This is a genomic window from Tessaracoccus bendigoensis DSM 12906 (assembly GCF_900141915.1).
Lineage (GTDB): Bacteria > Actinomycetota > Actinomycetes > Propionibacteriales > Propionibacteriaceae > Arachnia > Arachnia bendigoensis.
The window spans coordinates 1-24393 of the sequence record NZ_FQZG01000052.1; the positions used below are offsets into that span (position 1 = coordinate 1).

The following is a 24393-nucleotide window of genomic DNA, read 5'->3' on the forward strand; positions in this document are numbered from 1 at the left end:
CCTGTGCTGCTGGTCGCGTGGTTGACCATCTCAGGCTCGGAAAATCGGCCAGTGGTCGATTCTGGTGTGTCTGGGGTCGAGTATCGGCCACTGCCCGGCCGATGGTCATCTGCCCGACTCAGCTTCTTTTTGGCGCGGGAAAGCCTCGTGGAGTTGCCACTGGAGCTCCGCTATCTGCGTTTCATCCAGTGCTCCGGGTGCCGTCAGCGACGCCTTGAGTTTCTTCGGCCACATCACCTCCACCTGGTCGACGGTGAACGAGCCTCCCAGCAACGGCCAGTCGGCGTCCAGAAAGCACAGCACACCCCGCACAGGCACCTCCGGTCGCCCGGCCAAGGCTGCGCGGACCAGGGCCAGTTGCTTCTGCATCCCGGTGACCAGGGCCGTCCGGTCGCGCCCACCAACCGTCAAAGACGCGGTGCGTGGCTTCAGCAGTCCGCCCTCGATTCGCAGTGCGGGGCGCGCGTTCCGGTAGCGCTTGGCGTCCACTACGAACACCCCGCCGGGGCACACGACCAGATGATCGATGTTCGCGCGGGTCCGTGGAATGCGGCGATCGTGAAGAACGCGCAACGAGTCCCCGGCCATCGAAGCCAGCATCCCGCCGAGCATCCGTTCGCCCTCAGCGCCCACCGACCACGCCCGCGTCGACTGGGGATCGTCGAAGACCGCCAGCAGGAACCGTCCGGCACGTGGGTACTTCTTCAATACCCGCTCCTGCCGCGCATCGTGGCGCCGCTGGAACTCAGCCGCCGCCGATGCGCCACCCTGCCCATCCACCGCCTGTAGCCCTGGCTCTGCTGCGGCCCCCGGCAGCCCGTGATCAGGAGCCTCCCCATCCGGATTCTCAAGCGGGCGGGAGACGTTTGACGCTGCTTGGGCCGGAGGTGTCGCGGGTGTGCACGTCACGCAGGCAACAGTCATGCGCACTCTGTTGTAGTCCGCCGTCGTGCCAGCGCCCAGGGTCGTCCCGCAACGTGAGCAGGGGCCGGCGTAGCGCAGTCGCATCCGTTTGACATCCGCAACTGGAGTCGGCTCCTCAACCATGGTCAACAACGTAGTGGGTCCATACGGACACTCAGCGTGGGCGTCCAAGACAACCACCGCTGGCCATGTATCGGAGTTCGGATCTGGCGGGGACCCTCGGCTGTCTCGCCTGGCCCCATCATGTGACCCGGCGGGCACTGCGCTGGGTAGATGGGCGCCCGACAGGCACTTTGCCATACGGACCTTGGCCGCCAGCGCCGTGGCCTGCGATGAGGCAGATTCGCTGGCTTTGGGCCAGCAAGTCGCGGATTCAACGGTGAGGAGCGAACCATGACCGTCAGCATCGACCTGCTGGACCCTCTCAAGAGACGTGCGGCAGAGGAAGCCGAGCGCCGCAGGGAGCAACTCATCGCCCTCAGCCACGCCATCCACGCGAACCCGGAGCTCTCCTGGGAGGAGCATGCCTCGGCCGCGCTCGTGGCCGATGCAATGCGGGAGGCGGGCTTCGCCGTCGAGGTAGGCGTCTACGGGCTCCCAACTGCGGTCGAAGCGGTCTTCGGGGACGGCGACCTGACCGTCACCGTGTGCGCCGAGTACGACGCGCTGCCAGGCATCGGGCACGCGTGCGGCCACAATGTCATCGCGTCGGCCGGTGTCGGCGCGGCACTTGCGCTGGCCGCGGTCGCAGGGGAGGCAGGATTGCGCGTGAAGCTTCTCGGTACGCCGGCAGAAGAGCACGGCGGCGGTAAAGTTCCGCTGCGCGAGGCCGGAGCCTTCGAAGACACCCATATTTCCCTCATGGTCCACCCCATGACGTCGACCCCCGGCATGACCGGCGACAGTCACGGCGCGCGCGGCATGCACGCCACCGCCGTCAACCGGTTTGAGGTGATCTACGCCGGGCTGACGGCGCACGCGGCAGGTATGCCTGAGGCTGGCATCAATGCCTCCAACGCAGCCGTCCTGGCGCTCAACGCCCTCGCGATGCTGCGCCAGCACGTGCCGAAGGAGGTCAACTTCAACGCCTTCGTCTCGCACGGTGGTGAGGCGACCAACATCATCCCCGACCGGTCGGTGGTCCAGGCCGAGGTGCGGGCCTACGACCTCGACATCTGGCGAGAAACGATGCAGAAGGTGCTGCGGTGTTTCGAGGCGGGCGCGATCGCCACCGGCTGCACCTGGGAGTGGCGGCCGACGGAGCACGCCTACGCACCCCTGGTCCACGACGACACCCTCTCTGACCTCTGGGACCGCAACTTCGAGGCCAGGGGCCGCGTCATCGATCCTGAGGCCCGCCTCAGCGGCGGCTCGACTGACATGGGCAACGTCTCCCAGGTGGTGCCGTCGATCCATCCGCTCCTGACCTTCCGTGGGAGGCAGGCGGCCATCCACAATCCGGCATTCACCTCCATCGCCGGGAGCGCGGAGGCTGACGACGCCATCATCGACGGGGCGGCCGCGATGGCTGCGACCGTACTCGACGTTGCGCTCACACCGGAGCTTCGTGCGCAGTACCAGGCACTGAAGGCCGCACGGCCTGTAGGGGCCACCCAGGCTAAGTTCTCCGCCTGAACCTGAACCCCGGGCCTCTGGCCCCGTCGGAAAGAGGCCCCCAATGGCCGCAGCACCCGAGTCCAACGAGTTGACCGGCACCCGAGAGTTCAGCATCGGCTTCAAAGATGTGGGGCTCTGGGTGCTGATCGGCCTCATGGTCGTCATCGCCTCGATCGCGCAGATCATCGGCCCTCTGAGCATCCCGATCGGCGACGTCTCCATCATGCTGCTGCCAATGATCTGGGCTCTGTTGATGGGAGTGCTCGTCTCCGGGCAGCGGATCAAGCCGCTGCCGGTGGACCTGCAGCACACCGCCAACGCGATCATGGCGATCGCCGTGCTTGTCCTTTGCGGACGACTCGCGCTCACCCTCGGCCAACAGATCCCCGAGATCCTCCGGGCCGGGCCGGCGCTGCTCCTGCAGGAGTTCGGCAACGTGTTCGGCTCGCTCCTGCTGGCGCTGCCGCTCGCGGTGCTCCTGCGGATGGGCCCCGCCACCATCGGGGCGACGTTCTCAATCGACCGGGAACCGTCGTTCGCGATGGTCACCTCACGGTTTGGCGCCGACTCTCCCCAGTACCGCGGCGTGCTGTCGATGTATGTGTTCGGGTCGATCTTCGGGGCCATCATCGTCAGCATCGTGGCTTCGGTCGTGTCATCGCTGAACATCTTCCGCTGGGAGGCCCTCGCGATGGGATCGGGCGTCGGGTCGGGTTCGATGATGGCCGCCGGTATCGCTTCGGTGACCGCCGCACACCCGGAGTACTCCGAGCAGATCGCGGCGTTCGCCACCACCGCCAACCTGATCGCGACCCTCGGGGGAGTGCCCTTGGCGCTGTGGATCTCGCTGCCGCTCGCGGACCGGTTCTACCATTTCCTCACCCGTCACCAGAAGAACTCGGTGGTCGCAGAGGCCAGCGGCACGATCAGTGCGATGACGCAGGCGCTCCAGGCGCCGAAGGTGAACCTGGCACCTTGGGCCACGATGGCGATCCTCTCAGGCGCGGGGTTGGTGACGGCCACGATCGCCTCGAAGGGCTTCTCGTTCAGCATGGTGTTCACCTATGTGATCATCATGGCCATGGTCGCCCTCGGCCTGTTGGCCGCGGGGGCCACCAAGGGCAAGGTCCCGGCGCTCATCGTCGTCATCGTGATCGGCGCCTACATCACGTCGCCCTGGTTCCCGGGCGCGGGCTGGGTGCTCGAAACGGTGGCGTCGGTGGACTTCCTCTCCGTGATCACGCTGATGTTGGCGATCGCGGGCCTCAGCATCGGAAAGGACCTTCCAATGTTGAAGCAGATCGGTTGGAAGATCCTGCCGGTTGGTTTCGTCGTGATCACGGCGACCTTCCTGGCCTCGACGGTAATCGCGGAGACGGTCTTGGCGATCCTTCACCGGTGACGGGGTTCGGCCATCAGCGAGGTCGCCGCGTTACCAGGGCAGTTTCGTCGTTACCTGGGCAATTTCCGCGTTACCAGGGAAATGTCTTGTCACCAGCGATAGACGGCTGGTGTCGAGGAAGACCGCTGGTATCCGCGAAAGTTCGCTGGTGACCGCACGGACTGGACTCAGTCCGGGGCTTCACGCCCCAGGTCGAACCTCTCCCGCTTCGGTCAAAGGCGGGACGGTGCAACCCCGTAGTGGGTGAACCGAAGTCGACCGCCGCCCGGTCGCTCAGGCTCGGCATCGGTCGGTTCTTCAACCGGGGGCTTCAGAGCATCCAGCCTGGGATCCCGGACGGAGAGGCGGCCGCTGGCCCGGCGATCTCCCGCAGCACATCCTCAAGCTCGCTCAGCCGCCGACGCCCGAGCCTGCCGCCGAGTTCGTCATGGTAGTGCTCAAGGAACGTGGCGCTTAGGGTCAAGAGTTCCTCCGCGCGTGCGGTGCGGCACAACCGCACGGCCCGACCATCCCGCGGATCGGATTCGCGCGACACGTAACCAGCCCGCTCAAGGTTCGCCACGGTCTTGGCGGCGGCCTGCTTGGAGACGCCTAGCCTGCGGCCGAGCTCCGAGGCGGTGGTGCCGTCCGGATCGAGCGCTTGGAGGGCGAACCCGAAGGACGGCCTCGCCTCGGCGTGCCCCTTGGCGGCAAGGTCGGCGTGCATCTGGTCAATCAGCGACCTGAACGCCCCGATCAGCAGGAACGGTAGCTCGGAGTCGGCGCGGTGCGTAGAAGCCATGCAGCCATGGTGTCACAGAGTTAGACAACCTCGTAGACGAGATAGACAACCAGGTGTACTATATAGTCAACCTAATTGTCTATTGGAAGGTCGTCCCATGTCTCCCGTCGTTCCCATCGCCGCACGCCGTCGCCACGAGACCCCGGCGGGCGTGATGACCACCCTCGCCTCTCCCACCCTCGGCGCGACGACGAGGTTGTCGCTCTGGGAGGTTGCCATGGCGGCCGGCGCCTCAGGCCCGTTGCACACCATCGATTCCGAGCAGATCTGGACCCTGTTTGAGGGGGAGATCGCCATCACCGTGGGCGAGCGCCGCGAGGTTCTCCGCCCTGGAGACACCCTCGCGGTCGCCGGTGGCGTGGGCCGACAGGTCCAAGCGACGACGGATGCCCGCCTGCTGGTGTGCGGCAATGGCGACGCCGTCGCTAGCGTTCCCGGGCAGCCGACGCCGCTTGGCACGCCGCCCTGGATCGCCTGAGCGGCGTTTGGGACCTCCCCGCCGATCGCAGCATTGTCATCCGACCCGGACCGCACGCTCACGCAGTTGTTCCGCATCGCCGCAAACCATGCCGACGGGCCGCGGCTTGAGCGGCGCCGTATCGGGACGGGGCGACGCTCGTGGAGCTGGCATCCCGGTTCGGCCTAAACCGCCGCACGGTGGCCGCCCACCTGGTTTGTCGGGAGGTTCCGATCCGACGCGGGCGTTTCGACCCTTCCCGCATCCATGAAACATCCGACCTCTACCTCAGCGGGTTGACGCTGGTAGAGGTCGGCGTGAAGGTCGGGGCGGGTCCTCAGGCTGTCAGGCGGGCGCTCGCATCCCACGGCATCGTGATTCGGCCTGGCGGCGGTCGTCGGTCGTGCGTCGCCTTGTCCATGGTCACAGTCGGCTGACTCTAGGCGTGCAGAACTGGGCCGCGAGTATCAGTCACGGCGGAGGCCGCGCGGCGCTGATGGCGACGGACGGCGGCCTCGTGCTGGTGTGCGCGGACGAGCAGCACAACGCTCACGGGTCCCATGATGATGAACTTGTGTGCGTTCCAGCACGCCCATAGCACGATGAGGTGCAGCCAGCAGGGTCCGCCGTCGGCGGCTTCGGCGGAGCAGGCGTAGGCGATCAGGAAGTACGGGAGAGCAACCAGCATCGCGGGTAGCCCCCACTTGAGTCCGCGTCGGGTGCGGATGGCAGTGAGCAGTCGGTTGTTCGGCATGTAGCGATGCAGGTAGTCGCGGGTGCGAACGCTGAGCGTCCAGATGAAGCGGAACATGACGGGCCTCTCGCCACACGTGTTTCTCCGTCGAGGAGGCGGAACGTGTGTGAGTGCCCAAAGGCCGTCCCGGAGGACCCGCAACATGAGGAGAACCTGCCTCGCTCTCCACTCTACGCCGGGGTCGGCGTTCGCGGAACCCTTCGGCTCCCGCGTCGCCGCGCGCACCTTTATGTAGGAGCGGGATGACCCGAGGATGACGAACCTGAGCCAGTTGGTCCAGGACGAGCGCACAGCACGGATGGTGCTGTCGATGATCGTCGAACCAGACGACGCCGTGACAGGCCGTCTCCTGGGCGAGGTGGGAGCGGTTGAGGTGATCCGGCTCGCCGAGCGTGACGATGGCGTGCCGGGCCTCGGCACCGTTGACGCACGGGTCTGGCGCGCCCAGTTCGAGCGTTCGGACGCCCAGACACACTCCCAGCGCATCGTCGAAGCCCAGCGCATGGGTATCGGCGTGTTGATCCCCGGCGACCACGATTGGCTGGCCGCACTCGACGAACTTGGCGACCGGCGGCCATACGTCCTGTGGACTCGTGGAACGACATCGTTCCTCGCGCGACCAGTCGATGATCGGGTCACGATCACCGGCGTGAGGGCCGCGACCTCCTACGGCGAGTATGTAGCCGGGCAGCTTGCCTCCGACCTCGCCAGCGCTGAGCGGATTGTCGTGGCCGACGGTGCGTATGGCATCGAAGGTGCCGCCCACCGAGCTGCCCTCGCGTCAGGCGGCGACACGATCGTGGTCGTGGCGAACGGCGTTGATCGCCCCTACCCGATGGGTCACCGTGAACTGCTTGAGCGAGTGGCCGCCCTCGGCCTCATGGTCAGCGAGGTTCCACCTGGCTCGGTGCCTACGCGCCACCGCTTCCTCGCTCGGGCGCGGCTGATGGCCGCGCTCTCCACAGCGACTGTCGTTGTCGAGGCCGGAGCTCGCTCCGGTTCGTTGTCCGTCGCGCAACGCGCCCATGAACTTGGTCGTATCGTCGGTGCCGTTCCAGGACCAGTGACCAGCACAACGAGTATCGGTCCGCACCACCTCATCCGTGAGGGCGTCGCTTCGATCATCACCGACACCTCCAACTTGGCGGACCTGCTCATTGAAGCCAACCAACGGCATGGTCGCGCGGCCGCGAGAGCGATGGAGCCACCGAGCATGGGCCACCACCGGTCGCCAGCAACACGAAGTGCGGTTCATCAACGATCCTGAGATGGAATGCGGTCGCGGTCATGCATGCGCAACGCAGAGCGGATCGCGCTCCTCTTGAGCAACCCGTCGAGCATCGAAATGCTCCACGTAAGGCAAGTCAAACTGGGGCAAAGAACTGTCCTGCGCCGTGTGCTCAGGCCACGGCATCGGCGCCCTCGGCGTAGGCCAAGGCTCCCGTGGTCCAGGTTTCGACATACTCTTCGTGTTGTTCGTACTCCGGCTTGTCATACAGGCCACCGACCTTTGATCGCGCCATGAGTTCGGTCAGCCGGAGTCGGTCGATCACCACCCCATAATCGTTCTCGCGGAGGCGAGCCTTCTCGGAGGCGACCACGCGGAAGTCCTTGCCCTTCTCCTCCTGCTGCTCATGGTGTTGGGGAAACGGCACGAAGAGCATCTCGATGTGCTTGTGGGACGGCGCCTTGGCAAACCACGGAAGGAAATGCCCATCGATAAATGATTTGATGGGCTTGGCCGTCCAATTGCGTCCCGATGCGACCTGACCGTAAGCAACGATTGATGCCGCTTGTCCGTCAAGGAATGGTCGCCATGCGACGATGTCCACGGTGCCATCCGCAGCATTCGCCGAGAGCCCTAGCGGCCTTGCTTCCGGCGCGACCGCAGTACCCATTGACGAAGCGAGGTCCTGGATAGCCTTGAGCATCCCCGAGCCGTCGGGTCTTGGCGAACCGAACCAGAATGCGCGTCCGCCCAGCACCTCTGCGGCAGTCAGATAGGCCTCGACCTGAAGGGCCCTCGCGCTCGACTTGAAGACGTCATGGTCGCTCTTTGTGGGAAGGAGTTCGGAATGGATTGAAGAGATCAGCAGGCAGGAGATGTAGCAGCGATGCGCGGCACCATCGGACTCACTTATCCCTGCGCGACGCCGGAGGCTCCACTTCCCATATTCTGATACGAGCTTGAACGGGTAGAGGGCGCCCAGCACTCGCTCGCGATACGCAAGCTCCTCGTAGACCCGTTCAGAGAGTTCATCATTCTCGGGCTCCAGAATCTCCTCATCAACGACCTCTGCGTCGAGGTCAGTCAGCAAGCTCCCGTGGTCGGGCTCTCGCTGAACCGCCTGACTCCGAATCAGGCTCTGCTCGTTGGCGACGGACTCGTCGAAGAGTGCGTGCAACTCCACCCAGTCGGCCGCCACGCTCCGTGTGGAGCGATCCAGCGGTGCGTTAACTCTCATTGGTCGAGTTACCTCGAAGGTGCGCCTCTTTCATCGCATTGACGACGATGGTCACGACGCGGAGCGTTGTCTCGGCATCATCCACGAGGTCCGACTTCGGGTCGTACCGGGCGATGATCCGCGAAACGTCCTCAGCCGAGCTTACGAGGTGGTAGAAAGCCTTCTCAAAAGCTTTCGCCTTGTCTTCAACAACGTCGAAGGCGCGGTCCAGATCACGGTTGGATTCAAGCGCCCGGACTGCTCGCTCACTGCCGAGAACATTGACAAGTCGTCCAAGATCAGGGTTCTGGCTTCGAATCAACGCGGGCTCATCTTCTTGACCGTAGAGCCAAGAGAGGAAGTTGCGAAGTTGTGTGCGATGCGATGCAGGGACTGGATTGGCCGGGAGCACCGAATTATCGCTCTCGGGGAGTCCAAGGAACTGGCGGACATTGGCAGTGGACAGAGCGGTGTAGAGGTGCGAGAAGTAGAACGACTTCTTCGAACGAAGCTCGCGGTCGAACAGCTTGGATTCCTCTGCCTGCTCAAGGACGACGACCCCGTTTACGAGTCGACTGACTGTGTTGTGGCCGTCGCCAAGTCTGCGGCTTACCTCCTGGATGTCGTCGCCGTCTTGGAGCCACGAGTGCGCAAACCTTGCCTTCGCGTATGAATCCCACTTGAACGCGCCGTTGACGTGCTTGAACCCAATGAAGTCGCGCGCTTCCTTGCGGCTCTCTACGTAGTTCACCTGAATCTCGGATGGGACCGCGTTCTCATGCAGCGGATGCGGAAGCGCAACCTTGAACTGCTGCTGAAGGCGCGGGCTCGCAATAATCCGCAGTGCCGCAAGACGCCGATTTCCCTCAATGACGGTTCGACTCTTCTCCTCAACGATCAGAGGCTCGAAGTCCAGCCATCCCGAGTTGCCGATCGACTGGATCAGTTCTCCCAGGTCGGCCTGTGCGTAGAGGTAGGCAATCGCCTCGTCTTCACCTGCGAACTCCGTGTCGGGCATTCGCGGATTCGACAGATCGAGAGACAATGTGTCGGGAGCCGCCTTGTCGAGCCGCGCCATCAGGACCCTCCTTCTGTAGTGTCATCCATCCGCTGCACCAGTCCAACGTGCGCGGCTTCGAGTTCCTCGGGAATGAGCAGTTCGGGTGAGAAGACCATAATTTCGTTGGCCTTCATCACTCGGTGGGCAGAGTAGTTCAACGCGAAGAGCCTTCGCCGCAGATCCGAGTAGAGTGCTGCAACCTGCGGAACGTTGTCATAGGTAAGAATCCACTTGGCCCGCGTGACTCGCTTCAGGCATTCAGCGAGGGCCTCGTGGTCGCCCCCTTTGAACGCGTTCAGGTAGAGCGAACCTGCCTTCTCGAAGTAGGGCGGGTCAGCGTATATGAATGCGTCGTCTCTATCTGCGTAGCGTGAGATGACGTCGAGACCATCCTCGTTGGTCACCGCGATACGATCAGCGTGCAGCGCGATCAGCCTGATCCGTTCAGACAGGCCTTCTCGGTTGAAACGAGCATCGATCTTATAGTTGCCGGCCTGGTCTTTGCCGCCGATCGGGCCGCCATTCAGAACGCCTGAACGATTGGTTCGATTGAGATAGAATGTGGCAAAGCCGAGCGAAAGGTGCTTGTCTCGCGCCGACGTTAGGTAGACTTCGCGCTGCCGCTCCCACTCCTCCACAGTGAGCTCGACGTTATTGACGAGGTCGGTGAACTCATCGGGCAGCGTGACGACCGCATTCCAGAATGCAAACACTGCGGGATCAAGGTCATTGATTGCGATCCGGTCAACCTGACCGGAGACCAACAACGCGAGAGCTGCTCCGGCTCCTCCGGCATACGGCTCGACGTACACACTTGAAGTGAGTTCATTTTCGCGAATGATGGTGCGAAGCCGCGAGTAGAGGAGCCCTTTGCCCCCGGGGTATCGAAGCGGAGAGATTGTTACTCTCTTCCTGGCAGGTGTCGCTGCTCGCGTCATGGTTTGAGTACCGCCTTCATGACTCCTTCGATGGTCGCCCAGCATTCTCGAACGTCATCGGGTGTGGCAAAGATATGGTGATTGTGGTTGGTTGCGTCGAGGTGAGCCTTCGAACCCACGAAGCCGTAGCGTCCGCCGCGAATCTTCTGGACTGGCTGAATGAAGGCAGTCTGCCCAGTCGTCTTGAAGTGTCCTTCCAGCCAAACAAGACAGTTCGACAGGTACACGAACCCTTGCTCGTTAGAACCCTTCCTGATGTCTTCACCGAGAGCCTCCGCGTGGGCCTTTATTGTCTTCTCAAGGAAGGTGCGAAGGAGATCGAGAGTTGCGTTCGGGAACCGGTGGATGTTGATCGCGGAGAGTTCCTTAATGATCTCGTGGATCGATGCGGGGAAGGTGGTCGGAACCGTGAGGTTGTCGGTATTCAGGTAGTTGCGCTTCCGGGGGAACGGCTTCGCCTTTTCCCGACCCGCGTCATGGTCGGTGTCGTCCGGCTTCTGCTGACCGTGAGTGGGCTCGTTTGCCGTTCGGTCCCGCTGAACAGAGTCACCCTTATCGGCGTTCGATGACGGGCTTGCTCCAACGACGGTGTCACCCGTGGAGTCCTCGGGCTCGTTGAGCAAATCGCGCAGGTCGTCCATGTAGGCCACGTACCGCTCGCCTGAGGTCCTGTTTAAAACACGCGTGTTGATAATGCCGTCACGGATGTCCGCGACAATCTTCGTTGCCAACCGTTCGAAGAGAGCTGGGGAGGAGCCCACGTGAACGTCCCCTGTCTCGGCGTCGATCACGATCCAAGCGAGCTGCAGGAACTTGTCGTTCTCGTAGAGTCGCGCGAGTGTCGAGACTGGGAAGCGGCGGCGGTTGACGTAGTCGCGGAGTGACGGATCGCGAAAGTTGACGCTGCGAAAGAGACCTAGAATTCTGCTTCGTGTGATGAACTTACGGACATCGATGGTCGGATACTGAGCGATGAGTTGCTCAGCGGTCTTGCCACCGTCGAGTTGGGCTTGGAAGAACGCTGCGTGCCGAGCGGGACTCCAAGCGACGCGCTGGTTTCCTGTATGGAGAGCAGCAATCAGCTGATCTGCGTCATCTTGTGTGGGTGCCTTCTTGACAGTGATGTGACGAAGCTCGTCGCGACTCTCGATAGTCTGCGCGAGTCTACTGATCCTCGCCTGGTGATCTGGGGCCAGATACGGATTCTGGATCGCCTTGAGCGCCGCCACACGACGGTTGCCCTCGACAACGATGAGGGCGCCGTCACGCTCCAGGACGATGGGGAACTCGTGCGTCAGCAGCCCGACCTTCGCGATGCCCTCGACGAGGTTCAGCGCCTTTTCGTTCGCGAAGAGATCCTGAACGATGTCGGATTCCGGTACACCATCAGGAATATCGAGCCGCACGTTTCTAGGGTCGAGTCGGACACCGCTGACCACGTCAACGGTCAACTCCTCCCAGGTCGCCATACTGATCACCGCTGCGCCCCTAGACCCGTGGTCGTAGCTCGCATTGGTGTCGCGCCGGGACCCCGCTCCCTATCCATCCGTCATCCCCGCCTTCACGTTGGACCCTCGGACGTAGTCCAGGACGTCGCGCCTCGGGAAGCGCCAGGCGCGACCGACCTTCTCGCCGGGAAGCTTGCCAGCGCGTACGAGGGCGAGAACCGTCTTAGTGCTGACGCGGAGAAGAGCCGCAGCTTCCTCCGTAGTCAGGACCTCGTGATCTTCCGCCATCTTCCAGCACTCTCCTCTTGCAGGACGTAAGTTCACGCTATCAGTGGTGCCGGGACCGGGGCCAGAAACGCGCCGGCGAGGTCGGCACGCTCGCCCGACGACGGGAACAACGCCTTCGCCGGCTTCCCGTGCGCGGACCCCGCCTGTTACGGGCCGAACGCGACAGTGGGTTCACAAGGACGGGCCTCCAGCTTCGCGTACTGCGGGATGGGTAGGCGAGCTCGCCGGGCGGTTGACATTCCGAGCTCCTTCGATGGCAGCTCGTGCGCGGGCGGTGTCGATCTTCTGGGCCGCTGACTCGGGTAGGGCGCCGAGGGGTGTGTCGTCAGCGATGCGGTAGCGGTCACGGTAGGCGGCGACTACTCGTGCAGCCTTGCGCCAGGCCGCAACTCTGCGTCCGCCGTTGGGTGCCGTCCCAAGGGCCTTTGTCCACGGCGCGCTCTCGGTCAGCGCGCCATCGAGTGCGGCGTCGGCGCGTGCCTCGATCAGTGCCTCTCGCTCGTCGAGGGCTGCTCGCATCTCGGCATCCGCTACGCCGTTGGCTTGTGGGATGAGGCCGGCGATTAGGCGTGGTGGTTTCCGGGTTCGTCCTGATCCTGCTGGTCGAGCGGTCGCTCGTTCGACGCGGTAGTGGAGGACGGCGGCGATGTCGTCGGCGTCGCCGAACCCTCGCGCAGCGACAAGCCGTGGCATGAGCGAATCGACATCGTGGTGGTTGGCTTCGGCGCGGCGGAGTTCGGCGGTCAGCGGACCGAATGCCTCGGATTCGATGACGCTGTCGGCCTGTTCGTCGGCGAGCCCGGAGCCGCGGATGAGGGTGGCCCAGCGGTCCCGTTGGGCTGCGGCGGCGATGGTCTCGTACTCGGCGGCGAGCTGGGCGAGCGAGCCCCACTGCTCCTGCTCAGCAACGACGGTCTCGTGTGCCGAGAGTTCGGCTCCGCTGTGCTGGAGAACGCCGTAAAGCACGCTGCGCGCGGTCGCGTTGGGGTCGTCGCCAGGATGCGGCTCTGCATGGTCATCGGCGCGGTCAAGGGCGGCGTAGGCGCGGTTGGAGTGCCGGCCTCGGGTCATCGCGACGTAAAAGGTCTCTCTGGTCGAGGTCGGTTCGACCAGCACATGCGCGGTGTCGGTCGTGACGCCTTGTGCGCGGAAGGCGGTGACGGCGTAGCCGAGATCGACGCTCTCGGAGACATACGTGGCGGGCAGGACGATACTGCCGCTGAACCTTCGCCCACGCCTCCGCACCGCGATAGTCCCGTCCGCGCGGACCTTGGTGCCGGTCCCGTAGTCGCGAGCAATGGTGAGAGTCCCGTCGTCGCCGACGGCCGTGATCGTCCAGACATCGCCGTTGCGCACCCAGTCCCATCAGGTCACGGTGCGGAGGTTCCGGTTGGTGAGCCGAGTGATGATCGTGTCACCGACCCCGGCGGCGGTGCCGTCGCGCAGTTCAACCTCACGGTCGGGTTCAGCGTCTTGTTACGGATCAGGTCGGCGCGGGCGCGTCGGTTGAGCTCTGTCACGTCCTCATGGGTCTCGGCGATCAGCACGGAGACGAGGCCCGCGTCGCGGTCGGCGCGCCAGGCGTCAGGAGCGATTGCACATGGTCGAACAGCGCTGGTTCGATCAGCGGCTCGTGCGCACCCGGGTGGAGTGCGCCCTTGTAGCGGCTGACGCCCGCGTAGTACGGGTTGGTCAGCAGTGAGTAGAACGTGGCCTTGCCGAGGGGCTTCGAGCGACGCTTCGGCGACGGCACCGTGGTCAGGCCACGTGCGGTCACGTCGCGCAGGAGTGTGGCTATGGAGGTCTCGCCTTGGGCGTAGGTCTCGAATGCCCAGCGGATCAGCGATGCGCGTTCGGGATCGACCTCGACCGTGCGCAGCTCGCGGCCTTGGTTGTCGGTGCGGCGGACGTTGGGGTAACCGACCGGCGCGCGCATGGGCGTGCCGCCCTGGGCGAGCTCCTGGGTCAGTCCTTTGGTGACTTCGGTGGCGAGGTTGCGCGCACCATCTGAAAGGGCTGTTGCACTGCGGCAGTTGTGGTTCGCGGATGCTGCTCGACTTCGCTACCAACCCACGCGGCACGACCTACGCCTACTTCGTCTGCTCCGGCCGAGCGGCGAAGAAGACCGCCTGCACCCGACGCGCGGTTCCCGTGCAGGTTGCGGAACGGCTGGTCGAAGACTCCTACGCCTCGATCACGATCAGCGAGGCCGACTACCGGCACCTCGCCACAGAGGTCGATGGCGCGTTCGACTCGCGCATGGCGGGCCGTGACCAGGCGACAGCCGACCTCATGGCCAACCGCGCCAAGCTCGAATCGGAGAGTGACAAGCTGCTGGCCGCGCACTTCGCCGATGCCATCGACCTGTCCGCCTTGAAACGGCATCAAGACCGCATCCGGGCTGGCCTCTCGGACGTGAATCAACGCCTTGCCGAGCACGACGAGCACCACACCGGCGGGCGGGCATTCCTCCACGACAGCCTGCGGATGCTCACCGACGCGCACCACGCCCACGCCCGATCCGACGACGGGAACCGCAGACTCGCGAACCAACCGTTCTACACGAGGCTCGACATCACCGACGACGAACAGCTACGCCCACGTCTCGCCGAGCCGTTCGCCACGATCATCCGCGAAGCACACGCACGCAGCAGCGACGACGGCAAGGGTGCGGAACACGAACACGACTCATCTACGCATGTCGCGTGGTTCCGTAAGACACTTTGGGTGGACCTCGGTAGAGAGTTTGAGAACCCCTACTCGGCATTGAAAACGGTGGTGTCCCGCAGGTCGCGTGGCGTATACAAGCGTTCTTGGCGGCCTTTGGAGCCGTCGGTTGTGGACTCGCGGGGTCGGATGGTGCGTGCAGTTGGGATAGCTCAAACCTTTCTGCGCCCGGCGCAGGTCGACGAGCTGGTGGCCCTGTATCGGGAAGGCGCGACCCTCGTTGAGTTGGGCGAGCGGTTCAGTGTTCACCGACGCACAGTGGCTGCCCATCTTGTCCGCCGGTCGATCCCGATCCGCAGGCGCGGCCTCGATGAGTCCGACGTGACTGAGGCGGTCGAACTCTACGAGGGTGGTTCGACGCTGATAGAGGTCGGCTTGCGGTTCGGGGTGAGTCAACAGGCGGTCCGGCGCGCGCTCGACGTGGAAGGAGTCACGATCCGTCCGGGCGGCCGGCGCGCTCGGGTCAGTGCTTGATGCGCCTGACCCGGGAGGAAGATGCGTGGATCGTGGCGATCTGGATATCGAGCAGCGTGGTCGTGTCGCCGAGGGGCTGCGGTTCTCGGTCGGCGGTGTAGATGATCACGCCGGCGTCGTGGAGGTCCGCCATGATCTGCGGAACGACCCGGCTGAGCCGGTCCAGGCTGTAGGTCGCCGCAATTAGTCGCCGCAATTATCGGAGTGCTCCCGCCGATACGGGTTCCTGATTCATCGAGTGGTCGTGGGTGACCTGCTCAGCGCGTGCGCGGCGCCGCGCGACTGCTTCCTGGGTCCGGGCACGGACCAGGAGGGCGAGGCTGACCGGTCCCATGATGACGAACTTCATCGCGTTCCAGATCGCCCAAAATACGACGAGGTGAAGCCAGCCGGGGCCGCCATCATCGATGAGGCGGGTGCAAATGCTCGCGATCAGGAGGTAGGGCGCGGCGATCAGCATTGCCGGGATGCCCCATCTGAGACCGCGTCGCCTGCGGATCGCGTCGAGCAGCCGGTTGCTCGGCATGTAACGGCGCAGGTAGTAGCGGCTGTGGACACTGATCGTCCAGAAAAGGCGGAACATGGCGGGCCTCTCGTCACACGTGCTCTCCGTCGAGAAGGCAGTACGTGTATGAGCGCCCGTGGTGGGCCGTCCCGGAGGACCCGCAGATGAGAAGAACCTGCCTCACGCTCTACTATACTCCCGATCATGGGGTACAGGGGGCTTGTCTGCGTTTGGTTGCTGGCGATTTGATCCTTCAGCGCGGGCTGCAATGTCGCGGACCGAGTACGATCAGCCTGCCAGGTCTTCGACGTTCTCGCGGGCGGCCTCCAGGCTGTACTGCTCAACGGCTCTGGTCATTGAGCGTCGTGGGCAGGCTGACTATGAAGGTGGTCCCGAGGCTGGAACCTGCGCTTGCGGCGGTGATGCTGCCGCCGTGGGCGTCGACGATGGCTTTGCTGATGGTGAGGCCGATGCCGGAGCCGGTGCGGTCGCGAGTGCGTGCCGAGTCCCCGCGGTAGAACCGTTCGAAGGCGTGCTCTAGCTGCTCGGGTGTCATGCCTTCGCCGTTGTCGGTGACGTTGATGCCGACTTCCGCCCCGTCGCGTTGGGCGGCGACGGTGACGGTCGCCCCGGGTGGCGTGTGCCGGAGGGCGTTGGTCAGGAGGTTGGTCAGGACCTGCCCGATGCGGTGCCGGTCAACCTTCACGGCGAGGCCTGCTGCCGCCGTGGGGTCGATGACGAGGCTGACGCCCTGGGCGGCGTAGCGCTCTCGCATTCCTTCGTGGGCGGCCCAGAGCAGGTCGGCAACGGCGTGGTCGTGCAGATCGAGGTCGAGGCGGCCTTCTTCGGCTGTGGAGACCTCGTCGATGTCGTCGGCCAACCGAGTGAGTCGCTCGGTCTGCTCGGTCAGGGCGGCGCGGGAGTCGGGTCCGAGGGAGGCGATGCCGTCGTGCAGGCCCTCGTGGTAGGCGCTCAGGGTGGCGATCGGGGTCCGCAGCTCGTGCGCGAGGTCGGAGAGCATCCGCCGGCGGGTGTCCTCGACCCCTTCGAGCCGGGCCGCCATGGTGTTGAACGCGGTTGCGAGGGTCTCCAACTCGGTGCCGGAACCGACCAGTGGGACCCTCGTGGCGTAGTGGCCTCTGCTGAGCTCTCGGGCGGCGTGGGTTACTTGGTCCAGGGGGCGTCGCAGACGCCGGGTGAGGAACCAAGTCACTGCGGTGGCGGCCAGCAGGGAGATGAGCAGCCCCACGCCGACCGAGATGAGTGAGGCGTCCCGGTAGGCCATCTCGATATGGGCCAGCTCGGGCGAGTTCGACGGGTGGCCGGCTTGGAGGAGGTGGTCGTGGAAGATCGGGGGGCCGATGATCGTGGCGACCAGTCCGGCGGTGAGGGCGCCGGCAACGAGGACGATCGACTGCCCGGCCAGCAGTCGGGACGCGAGGCCGTGGGACGCATGGGCGCCGGGTGAGGTGTTCATCCCTTGCCCATCCGGTAGCCGATGCCGCGCACGGTGCTGATGTAGCGGGCCGTGTCCGGGTCATCGCCGAGCTTTCGGCGGAGGTGGGCGATGTGGACATCGACCAGGTGTTCATCACCGACCCAGTCGTCGCCCCAGACCTCGTCGATCAGCTGGCGGCGGGAGAAGGCCATGGTGGGCCGTTCGGCGAGTGTCATCAGCAGGTCTCTTTCCGTGGGGGTGAGCGCCACCGGATCACCGGCGAGGTGGACCTGCTGGCCAACCGAGTCCACGTGAAGTTCCCCGAACACCCACACCGGCTCCTGACGATGGGCACGGGACGTGCCGGTGCGGGGTCGGCGCAGGACGGTCTGAACCCGCGCGACGAGCTCGCGAACACTGAACGGTTTGGTGACGTAGTCGTCGGCGCCGACGGACAGGCCGATGAGGGTGTCGATCTCATCCTTGCGGGCGGTGACGACGATGACGTAGCAGTCCGTGAAAGTGCGGATCTGGCGGCACACCTCGATGCCGTCGAGTCCGGGCAGCCCGAGGTCGAGGATCACCACGTCGGGCGTCTGATCACGCACCGCCTGCACCCCTTCCGGTCCGGTGTGCACGACGCGAGCCTGGTACCCGGCGCGGGACAGGTAGGCGCCGATCATCCCGGCGAGAGTCTTCTCATCCTCGATGACGAGAACACTTGGTCCGGGGGTTGGGTGTGTGGTGCTCACACTCGACATTCTCTCCCACCGTTCTCGCCCACCCGTGCTGTCGACGCCGCCTCGTCGGTAGCGCGTCCCGGATCTTCGTCAAACCTCAACTCAGCGAGAGTCTGATCACCACCTACACCGCACAGGATGGATCGTGTCGACACCACTGGGTTCACGACGACGGCAATGGCAAGGAGCACGCTCATGATGTGGGGCTACGGCATGGAGTGGTGGATGTGGTTGATCATGGGGAGCGGCACTCTCGCGTTCTGGCTCGTCATCGTCCTGGTCATCCGGGCACTGCTTCCCGGACGCGATCGCACGACCGCCGGGGCTGACCGCCCGGACCCGCTGACCCTGCTCAAGGAAGGCCTGGCCCGTGGCGAGGTCACCCCCGAGGAGTACGAACAGCGTCGCCGTCTGATCGCCGACGGCCACTGACTCTCTCTCCCCGACCCGGAAAGGCATCATGACCTCGCCCCTACTGTCCCGCCGCAACGTCCTGCTCGGCGGCCTGGGTGTCGCCGCGACCGCGGCCCTAGCCGCCTGTACATCATCGCCCGGGTCTACCGGTACGCCGTCCCGTACGTTCGGCACGCCGACCCCGATCCCGCCGTCCCCGGGGCAGAAACTGATCGAGAAGACCCTCACAGCGAAACCGGTCACCCTCGACCTGGGCGGACGGCAGGTGTCGACCTGGGCATACGGAGACGTCGCCCCCGGGCCTTTGGTCCGGGCGACCGCGGGTGACTTCCTACGGCTCACGCTGGACAACCAGCTGCCCGCGGACACCACCATCCACTGGCACGGCATCCGATTGCGCAACGCCGCCGATGGGGTCCCTGGCCTGACCCAGGACCCGGTCAAGCCAGGCGCCCAGTACGTGTACGAGTTCACCGTCCCCGACCCCGGCACCTACTTCTTCCACCCGCATGTCGGCGTCCAGCTCGACCGCGGCCTGTACGCACCGATGGTGATCGACGACCCCAACGAACAAGGCGGATATGACGCCGAGTGGATCGTCGTCCTCGATGACTGGATCGACGGGACCGGCACCACCCCCGACGCCGTGCTCAAGAAGCTCATCGCCGACGGCGGCACCGCATCCTCCGGCGACATGGGCGGGATGGACCACGGCTCGATGGGCGGGATGTCGATGGGTGCCGGGCCGTGGGGCGACGCCGGCGATGTCACATACCCGTTCTTCCTGGTCAACGGCAGACCCCCCACCGATCCCGAGGTCCTGACCGCCAAACCCGGCCAGAAGGTCCGGCTGCGGATCATCAACGCTGCCTCCGACACGATCTTCACCGTCGCTTTGGGCGGGCACCGGATGACCATCACGCACACCGACGGGCATGCGGTCCAGCCGAGCGAGGTCGATGCCTTCTACATCGGGATGGGCGAACGCTACGACGCGGTCGTCACCCTCAAGGACGGGGCTTTCCCGCTGGTGGCCAGGCCGTTCGGCAAGACCAGCGGCGGCCAGGCCATGGCCCTGGTCCGCACCGCGGGCGGTGCCGCGCCCGGTGCGGATGTCACCCCACCCGAGTTGTCCGGGCAGGTGCTGATCGGTTCCCAGTTGCAGCCGGCGGAGTCCGCGAAGCTGCCCGCCAAGGCACCGGATGCGACCGTCGACCTGAATCTCCAGGGCTCGATGAAGCCCTACCGGTGGGGCATCAATGGGGCCCCGTTCGGGAAGAACGAACCCCTCACCGTCACGGCCGGGCAACGGCTGCGGATCAACGCCGTCAACATGACGATGATGACCCACCCGCTGCACCTGCACGGTCACACGTTCGCGCTGCCCTCTGGTCTGCGCACGGACACCGTCCTGATGGCGCCGATGCAGTCCTTCGCGATCGACCTCGATGCCGACAACGCGGGCGACTGGATGATCCACTGCCACAACATCTACCACGCCGAGGCTGGCATGATGATCGCCCTGGAGTATGCCAAGTGAACGGGCCAGTGCTGCGGGCGCTGTCAGCCGGTGCCCTGGTCCTCGCCTTCGGTGGTCTGTCCGCCTGCGTGGCTACGACCGCGCCGGACGCATCCGGCTCCCGACCTGCCGGGACGGCTTCAAGCCCTCCATCGGAAGCGGATGAGTCGAACGCGCCGATCGCCATCACTCACATCCACGCCGTTGCGCGAGACCCGGAGACTGGCGAGCTACTGCTGGCCACCCACGAAGGGCTCTTCCGTCATGTCAAGGGCGAGCTGAGCCAGAACGGGCCGATCATCGACCTGATGGGCTTCGCTGTCGGGCCCAACGGCACCTTCTACGCCTCCGGCCATCCGGGCATCGGGGTCGATCTGCCTCAGCCGGTCGGGCTCATCACCTCCGCCGATGGCGGCCTCAGCTGGCAGGTCACCTCGCGAGGTGGAGAATCCGACTTCCATGCCCTCACCGTCGGACCCAAGGGCGTGACCGGATTCGACGGGACCCTGCGCACCAGCACGGACGGCCGCTCTTGGACAGACCGCAGCATCGCCGCCCCACCCCGGGCACTGGCCGCCTCACCCACCTCCGGGACTCTCCTGGCCACGACCGCTGCAGGCCTGCTCCTCAGCACTGACGACGCAGCGACCTGGCAGAAGCTCACGCCACCGGAGACCGCGGTGCTGGTCGCGTGGGCAGACGAGCAGACCATCGTCACCACCACCAGCGCTGGACGCTTGGCGACAAGTGACGACGCCGGCACGACCTGGACCCTGCACCCCGACACCATCGGCACCGCCGATTCCCTGTTCGCCGAGCGCACCACTGACGGCAAGGTCGAGATCATCGTTGTCGTCGACGGGAAGGTCCTTCGCACCACCGATGCCGGAGCAACCACCGAAGTCGTCGTCCAGTGACCCGGCCGACATCTTGACCCACCCTTCATCAACCCAAGGCCATACCGCCACATCGGGCGACGAGTCTGAAGACACAGGGCAAACGGCCCGGGACGAACATACGAAGGAGACCCACCATGGCCACGCGGCACTCACCGTCCAACGACTACGCACAGTTCACGCAACCTACCCAGACACCCACACCCGAGACCCCGGCGCCCAGCCCCGGGCACGGTCACGGCTGGCTGATGTGGCTCATGTGCGTGCCCATGCTCGTCGTCATCGGAATGCTCATCGCCGCCGGCGGCCTCGGCGCCGGCGGCCTCCTCTACGCCCTGGGCTGCCTCGCCATGATGGGCGCCATGATGCTGTGGATGAACCACGGAAACAGGGGAAACCCATCCTGACGGACCCCCACGACCCGACCTTGCCCTAGTTCTCACCAGGCCACGGCCTCTGCGCCCCGACACAGAAAACAACCCGCTGCTGTGCATATACCCCGGCGGGGTATATGGTGTTAAATGGTCCGAGTCCAGGAAGAAGCGGATGATCACCACAAAGACACATATTCGGCTGCCCGCCATGAACCTGCGGCAACTGCGAGGGAACCGTCCGAGGCGGATGTCGCCCAGTTGGCCGGTGTCCACTCATCAAGGTGGAGGCCCAGACGGGCGAACTGGTCCCATCAGCGTCGACAGCCAGAACGAAGGACACCGCATGACCTTCGCGACACCCAGGGCGCTGGCCGCCACGCTCGCCGCCCGGGCATGGACACCGATGGACGCGCTCGCGCAGGAGAGCCAACCGTGATGAACCACGAGCACCACTACGACCAATCCACCGCGACGGAGCCGCTCACAGATCCCGTGTGCGGCATGAACGTAAACGCCTCGACAGCACCCGTCCTCGACCACGACGGTCAGCAGTACCACTTCTGCTCGGAGCATTGCCGTGACCGATTCCACGCGGACGCCGCCGCGTTCATCGGTCCCGCAGCCGAACATGCAACAATGCCCGCCGCCAGCCACGATGCGCCCATCAGCGGCGAGGCGACGGAGTGGACCTGCCCTATGCATCCAGAGATCCGCCGCCCCGGGCCCGGGTCCTGCCCCATCTGTGGGATGGCCCTGGAGCCGGTGACCGTCACCGCCGATACCGGCCCCAGCCCCGAGCTAGCCGACATGACTCGCCGGTTCTGGGTCGCCACCGCGCTGACGATCCCCACCGTCGTCCTTGAGATGGGACGCCACTTCATCCCGTGGCTGCACGACCTCATCCCGGCCCGTACCTCGGTGTGGCTCCAGCTGGCGCTCGGCACACCCGTCGTGCTGTGGGCCGGGTGGCCCTTCTTCGTCCGCGGCTGGGCCTCGGTCCGCACCCGCAACCTCAACATGTTCACCCTGATCGCGATGGGCACCGGAATCGCGTGGCTGTTCAGCGTGATCGCCACCTTCACGCCGGGTGTCTTCCCCGACTCCTTCCGCGGTGACGCGGGCACCGTCGACGTCTACTTCGAAGCCGCCGCCGTCATCACCACCCTGGTCCTGCTGGGGCAGGTCCTGGAGCTGCGCGCCCGCGAGCAGACCTCCGGCGCCATCAAAGCCCTGCTCGATCTCAGCCCCAAGACCGCCCGCCGCATCACCGCCGACGGCGACGACGAAGAGATCCCCCTCGACACCGTCCAGCTCGGTGACCGCCTCCGGGTCCGCCCCGGCGAGGCGGTACCGGTCGACGGAACCGTGGAGGATGGCCGCTCCGCCGTCGATGAGTCCCTGGTCACTGGTGAGTCCATGCCGGTCACCAAGAACAGCGGCGACACCGTCATCGGCGGCACCATCAACGGCAGCGGCGCCCTGGTCATGCGCGCCGAGAAGGTCGGACGCGACACCATGCTCGCCCGAATCGTTGCCATGGTCGCCGACGCGCAACGCTCCCGCGCCCCGATCCAGCGGATGGCCGACAAGGTGGCCGGCATCTTCGTGCCCGCCGTCATCACCATCGCCGTGGTCGCGTTCATCGTCTGGGCACTGGTCGGCCCGGACCCGAAGCTCGCCCACGCCCTCATCGCCGCCGTGGCGGTCCTGATCATCGCCTGCCCCTGCGCGCTCGGGCTGGCCACCCCCATGTCGATCATGGTCGGTGTCGGTCGCGGCGCAGGCCTGGGCGTCCTGATAAAGAACGCCGAAGCCCTCGAACGCATGGAGAAGGTCGACACCCTGGTCGTTGACAAGACCGGCACACTCACCGAAGGACGACCCACCGTCACCGGCATCGTCACCACCGGCAGCGACCGTGATGACAACGAGCTGCTGCGCATCGCCGCCGGCGTCGAACGCGCCTCCGAGCACCCACTCGCCATGGCCATCATCGAAGCCGCCACCCAGCGAGGCCTGCACATTCCAGACGTGACCGACTTCGACTCACCCGTCGGGCGCGGCGTCCTGGGGACCGTCGACGGCCACCGGGTGACCATCGGAAGCGCGACGTTCCTCAACTCTGAGGGCCTCGACACGAGCCCGCTCGCCGCCCGCGCCGACGAGCTCCGCGGCGACGGTGCGACCGTCATCCACATCGGAATCGACGACCACTCCGCTGGTATGTTCGCGATCGCCGACCCCATCAAGGAAACCACCCCCGCCGCCCTGAAGGCTCTGCGCGCGGACGGCATCGACGTCGTCATGCTCACCGGCGATAACCGGGTCACCGCCCAGGCAGTCGCCAAGACGCTCGGCATCGATCACGTCGAGGCCGAAGTGCTGCCCGACCACAAGAGTGACATCGTCACCAAGCTCCGCGGCGAAGGTCACGTCGTCGCGATGGCCGGCGACGGCGTGAACGACGCGCCAGCCCTGGCCTCCGCCGACGTCGGCATCGCCATGGGATCAGGCACGGACGTCGCCATGGAAAGCGCCGGCATCACCCTGCTCAAGGGCGACCTCACCGGGATCGTGCGCGCACGTCTTCTCTCCGAGAAGACCATGGCCAACATCCGGCAGAACCTGTTCTTCGCCTTCGTCTACAACGCCCTCGGCATCCCCATCGCCGCCGGCGTCCTCTACCCCGTCTTCGGGCTCCTGCTCTCACCCATCATCGCCGCCGCCGCCATGGCCCTCTCCAGCGTCAGCGTCATCGCCAACGCCCTACGACTGCGCGCTCAAACCATCGGTGGTGATGAAGACGATCGACGTTGAGCTGCTCGTCGTCCCGGACTGCACCAGCGAGGCAGCCGCGGTGCGGCTGATCACGGCTGCCGTGAGCCAGTGCGGGACAGACGCGCGAGTACACCGCTCCATCGTCGTCAGCGATGAGCAAGCCCAGCAACGGGGATTCACGGGGTCACCGACAATCCTCATCAACGGCGCCGACCCCTTCGCCCGTCAAGGAGCAGCGCCCGCTCTGGCCTGCCGGCTCTACCCGACCGCAGTCGGGCTGCGTGGTGTACCCGAACTCCGGAACGTGATACAAGCGCTCCAGCGTGCGGCAGGGGTGGCCACCTCAGCTGGCGATCACGGCGGCGATATCGCGAGGGGCGGTGCGCAACGTACGGGGTGAGGCACCTCGGGTGTG

The 24393-nt window shown here is 65.3% G+C and carries 25 protein-coding genes; 11 read left to right on the plus strand and 14 right to left on the minus strand.

Annotation, left to right across the window (positions count from 1 at the left end; translation table 11 throughout):
- Nucleotides 1–105: 105 nt before the first annotated feature.
- A complete protein-coding gene (locus BUC15_RS20475) occupies nt 106–708 on the minus strand; it encodes a nuclease-related domain-containing protein (protein ID WP_217652233.1) in 603 nt (200 codons plus the stop codon).
- Nucleotides 709–1317: 609 nt separating this feature from the next.
- Between BUC15_RS20475 and BUC15_RS12985 the strand changes: the two genes are divergently transcribed.
- The gene (locus BUC15_RS12985) at nt 1318–2559 is read left to right on the plus strand and encodes an amidohydrolase (RefSeq protein ID WP_073188993.1); all 1242 of its coding nucleotides are present in this window, start codon (nt 1318–1320) and stop codon (nt 2557–2559) included.
- A gap of 43 nt (nt 2560–2602) precedes the next feature.
- Nucleotides 2603–3943, plus strand: coding sequence for a DUF3100 domain-containing protein (locus tag BUC15_RS12990; protein ID WP_073188995.1), 1341 nt, complete (start codon nt 2603–2605; stop codon nt 3941–3943).
- Nucleotides 3944–4253: 310 nt separating this feature from the next.
- Here the strand turns inward: BUC15_RS12990 and BUC15_RS12995 are convergent, their stop codons facing one another.
- A complete protein-coding gene (locus BUC15_RS12995; protein WP_073188997.1) occupies nt 4254–4724 on the minus strand; it encodes a MarR family winged helix-turn-helix transcriptional regulator in 471 nt (156 codons plus the stop codon).
- A 97-nt stretch (nt 4725–4821) separates the two neighbouring features.
- Here BUC15_RS12995 and BUC15_RS13000 point away from each other — a divergent pair, with 97 nt between their 5' ends.
- Nucleotides 4822–5202 carry a cupin domain-containing protein gene (locus tag BUC15_RS13000; protein WP_073188999.1) on the plus strand — a complete coding sequence of 127 codons (381 nt, stop codon included), beginning with the start codon at nt 4822–4824 and terminating at the stop codon, nt 5200–5202.
- 418 nt (nt 5203–5620) lie between these two features.
- Here the strand turns inward: BUC15_RS13000 and BUC15_RS13010 are convergent, their stop codons facing one another.
- The gene (locus BUC15_RS13010; protein ID WP_073189003.1) at nt 5621–5992 is read right to left on the minus strand and encodes a sulfate permease; all 372 of its coding nucleotides are present in this window, start codon (nt 5990–5992) and stop codon (nt 5621–5623) included.
- 196 nt (nt 5993–6188) lie between these two features.
- Between BUC15_RS13010 and BUC15_RS13015 the strand changes: the two genes are divergently transcribed.
- Entirely contained in the window at nt 6189–7202 is a 1014-nt protein-coding gene (locus BUC15_RS13015) for a DNA-processing protein DprA (protein ID WP_084189581.1), read from the plus strand.
- 133 nt (nt 7203–7335) lie between these two features.
- On the opposite strand, the gene BUC15_RS13020 is transcribed toward BUC15_RS13015, so the two are convergent.
- The 7 genes from BUC15_RS13020 to BUC15_RS13050 form a co-directional block, all read right to left on the minus strand.
- The gene (locus BUC15_RS13020) at nt 7336–8400 is read right to left on the minus strand and encodes a hypothetical protein (protein ID WP_217652234.1); all 1065 of its coding nucleotides are present in this window, start codon (nt 8398–8400) and stop codon (nt 7336–7338) included.
- Nucleotides 8390–9457: a hypothetical protein gene (locus BUC15_RS13025; protein WP_073189005.1), complete on the minus strand. Its 1068-nt coding sequence runs from the start codon at nt 9455–9457 to the stop codon at nt 8390–8392. Before BUC15_RS13025 ends, BUC15_RS13020 begins: the two co-directional genes overlap by 11 nt.
- Nucleotides 9457–10422, minus strand: coding sequence for a DNA adenine methylase (locus BUC15_RS13030; protein WP_342741737.1), 966 nt, complete (start codon nt 10420–10422; stop codon nt 9457–9459). Before BUC15_RS13030 ends, BUC15_RS13025 begins: the two co-directional genes overlap by 1 nt.
- Nucleotides 10374–11846, minus strand: a complete 1473-nt coding sequence (locus BUC15_RS13035) for a hypothetical protein (protein WP_217652235.1) — start codon at nt 11844–11846, stop codon at nt 10374–10376. Before BUC15_RS13035 ends, BUC15_RS13030 begins: the two co-directional genes overlap by 49 nt.
- 69 nt (nt 11847–11915) lie before the next feature.
- A complete protein-coding gene (locus BUC15_RS13040; protein WP_073189011.1) occupies nt 11916–12113 on the minus strand; it encodes a helix-turn-helix domain-containing protein in 198 nt (65 codons plus the stop codon).
- A gap of 171 nt (nt 12114–12284) precedes the next feature.
- Nucleotides 12285–13469 carry a helicase C-terminal domain-containing protein gene (locus tag BUC15_RS13045; RefSeq protein WP_217652236.1) on the minus strand — a complete coding sequence of 395 codons (1185 nt, stop codon included), beginning with the start codon at nt 13467–13469 and terminating at the stop codon, nt 12285–12287.
- A gap of 184 nt (nt 13470–13653) precedes the next feature.
- A complete protein-coding gene (locus BUC15_RS13050) occupies nt 13654–14049 on the minus strand; it encodes a recombinase family protein (protein ID WP_217652237.1) in 396 nt (131 codons plus the stop codon).
- 83 nt (nt 14050–14132) lie between these two features.
- Here BUC15_RS13050 and BUC15_RS20480 point away from each other — a divergent pair, with 83 nt between their 5' ends.
- A complete protein-coding gene (locus BUC15_RS20480; protein ID WP_281249290.1) occupies nt 14133–15314 on the plus strand; it encodes a recombinase zinc beta ribbon domain-containing protein in 1182 nt (393 codons plus the stop codon).
- Here the strand turns inward: BUC15_RS20480 and BUC15_RS13060 are convergent.
- From BUC15_RS13060 to BUC15_RS13075, 4 genes are all read right to left on the minus strand, one after another.
- Nucleotides 15304–15510, minus strand: a complete 207-nt coding sequence (locus tag BUC15_RS13060; protein ID WP_029212951.1) for a hypothetical protein — start codon at nt 15508–15510, stop codon at nt 15304–15306. The genes BUC15_RS20480 and BUC15_RS13060 overlap by 11 nt on opposite strands.
- Nucleotides 15511–15897, minus strand: coding sequence for a sulfate permease (locus BUC15_RS13065; protein ID WP_073189013.1), 387 nt, complete (start codon nt 15895–15897; stop codon nt 15511–15513). It abuts the gene before it with no gap.
- Between the two features lie 262 nt (nt 15898–16159).
- Nucleotides 16160–17296 carry a sensor histidine kinase gene (locus BUC15_RS13070; protein ID WP_073189015.1) on the minus strand — a complete coding sequence of 379 codons (1137 nt, stop codon included), beginning with the start codon at nt 17294–17296 and terminating at the stop codon, nt 16160–16162.
- The gene (locus tag BUC15_RS13075; protein ID WP_029212954.1) at nt 17293–18018 is read right to left on the minus strand and encodes a response regulator transcription factor; all 726 of its coding nucleotides are present in this window, start codon (nt 18016–18018) and stop codon (nt 17293–17295) included. The genes BUC15_RS13070 and BUC15_RS13075 overlap by 4 nt, the downstream gene beginning before the upstream one ends.
- A gap of 117 nt (nt 18019–18135) precedes the next feature.
- Between BUC15_RS13075 and BUC15_RS13080 the strand changes: the two genes are divergently transcribed.
- From BUC15_RS13080 to BUC15_RS13105, 6 genes are all read left to right on the plus strand, one after another.
- Entirely contained in the window at nt 18136–18429 is a 294-nt protein-coding gene (locus BUC15_RS13080) for an SHOCT domain-containing protein (protein WP_217652239.1), read from the plus strand.
- A 28-nt stretch (nt 18430–18457) separates the two neighbouring features.
- Nucleotides 18458–19951: a multicopper oxidase family protein gene (locus tag BUC15_RS13085; protein ID WP_073189017.1), complete on the plus strand. Its 1494-nt coding sequence runs from the start codon at nt 18458–18460 to the stop codon at nt 19949–19951.
- Nucleotides 19948–20847, plus strand: coding sequence for a F510_1955 family glycosylhydrolase (locus BUC15_RS13090; RefSeq protein ID WP_034254535.1), 900 nt, complete (start codon nt 19948–19950; stop codon nt 20845–20847). The genes BUC15_RS13085 and BUC15_RS13090 overlap by 4 nt, the downstream gene beginning before the upstream one ends.
- Before the next feature lie 116 nt (nt 20848–20963).
- Entirely contained in the window at nt 20964–21233 is a 270-nt protein-coding gene (locus tag BUC15_RS13095; protein ID WP_029212958.1) for a hypothetical protein, read from the plus strand.
- A 402-nt stretch (nt 21234–21635) separates the two neighbouring features.
- Entirely contained in the window at nt 21636–24017 is a 2382-nt protein-coding gene (locus BUC15_RS13100) for a heavy metal translocating P-type ATPase (RefSeq protein ID WP_034254538.1), read from the plus strand.
- Nucleotides 23998–24378 carry a DsbA family protein gene (locus BUC15_RS13105; RefSeq protein WP_073189019.1) on the plus strand — a complete coding sequence of 127 codons (381 nt, stop codon included), beginning with the start codon at nt 23998–24000 and terminating at the stop codon, nt 24376–24378. The genes BUC15_RS13100 and BUC15_RS13105 overlap by 20 nt, the downstream gene beginning before the upstream one ends.
- Nucleotides 24379–24393 lie beyond the last annotated feature (15 nt).

Excerpts from the sequence above, each read along its gene's own strand:
- BUC15_RS12985 (WP_073188993.1), top strand. The coding sequence starts at position 1,318 with ATGACCGTCAGCATCGACCTGCTGGACCCTCTCAAGAGACGTGCGGCA.
- BUC15_RS12990 (WP_073188995.1), top strand. The coding sequence starts at position 2,603 with ATGGCCGCAGCACCCGAGTCCAACGAGTTGACCGGCACCCGAGAGTTC.
- BUC15_RS12995 (WP_073188997.1), bottom strand. The coding sequence starts at position 4,724 with ATGGCTTCTACGCACCGCGCCGACTCCGAGCTACCGTTCCTGCTGATC.
- BUC15_RS13000 (WP_073188999.1), top strand. The coding sequence starts at position 4,822 with ATGTCTCCCGTCGTTCCCATCGCCGCACGCCGTCGCCACGAGACCCCG.
- BUC15_RS13010 (WP_073189003.1), bottom strand. The coding sequence starts at position 5,992 with ATGTTCCGCTTCATCTGGACGCTCAGCGTTCGCACCCGCGACTACCTG.
- BUC15_RS13015 (WP_084189581.1), top strand. The coding sequence starts at position 6,189 with ATGACGAACCTGAGCCAGTTGGTCCAGGACGAGCGCACAGCACGGATG.
- BUC15_RS13020 (WP_217652234.1), bottom strand. The coding sequence starts at position 8,400 with ATGAGAGTTAACGCACCGCTGGATCGCTCCACACGGAGCGTGGCGGCC.
- BUC15_RS13025 (WP_073189005.1), bottom strand. The coding sequence starts at position 9,457 with ATGGCGCGGCTCGACAAGGCGGCTCCCGACACATTGTCTCTCGATCTG.
- BUC15_RS13030 (WP_342741737.1), bottom strand. The coding sequence starts at position 10,422 with ATGCTGGGCGACCATCGAAGGAGTCATGAAGGCGGTACTCAAACCATG.
- BUC15_RS13035 (WP_217652235.1), bottom strand. The coding sequence starts at position 11,846 with ATGGCGACCTGGGAGGAGTTGACCGTTGACGTGGTCAGCGGTGTCCGA.
- BUC15_RS13040 (WP_073189011.1), bottom strand. The coding sequence starts at position 12,113 with ATGGCGGAAGATCACGAGGTCCTGACTACGGAGGAAGCTGCGGCTCTT.
- BUC15_RS13050 (WP_217652237.1), bottom strand. The coding sequence starts at position 14,049 with ATGCGCGCGCCGGTCGGTTACCCCAACGTCCGCCGCACCGACAACCAA.
- BUC15_RS13065 (WP_073189013.1), bottom strand. The coding sequence starts at position 15,897 with ATGTTCCGCCTTTTCTGGACGATCAGTGTCCACAGCCGCTACTACCTG.
- BUC15_RS13070 (WP_073189015.1), bottom strand. The coding sequence starts at position 17,296 with ATGAACACCTCACCCGGCGCCCATGCGTCCCACGGCCTCGCGTCCCGA.
- BUC15_RS13075 (WP_029212954.1), bottom strand. The coding sequence starts at position 18,018 with ATGTCGAGTGTGAGCACCACACACCCAACCCCCGGACCAAGTGTTCTC.
- BUC15_RS13080 (WP_217652239.1), top strand. The coding sequence starts at position 18,136 with ATGGATCGTGTCGACACCACTGGGTTCACGACGACGGCAATGGCAAGG.
- BUC15_RS13085 (WP_073189017.1), top strand. The coding sequence starts at position 18,458 with ATGACCTCGCCCCTACTGTCCCGCCGCAACGTCCTGCTCGGCGGCCTG.
- BUC15_RS13095 (WP_029212958.1), top strand. The coding sequence starts at position 20,964 with ATGGCCACGCGGCACTCACCGTCCAACGACTACGCACAGTTCACGCAA.
- BUC15_RS13100 (WP_034254538.1), top strand. The coding sequence starts at position 21,636 with ATGAACCACGAGCACCACTACGACCAATCCACCGCGACGGAGCCGCTC.
- BUC15_RS13105 (WP_073189019.1), top strand. The coding sequence starts at position 23,998 with ATGAAGACGATCGACGTTGAGCTGCTCGTCGTCCCGGACTGCACCAGC.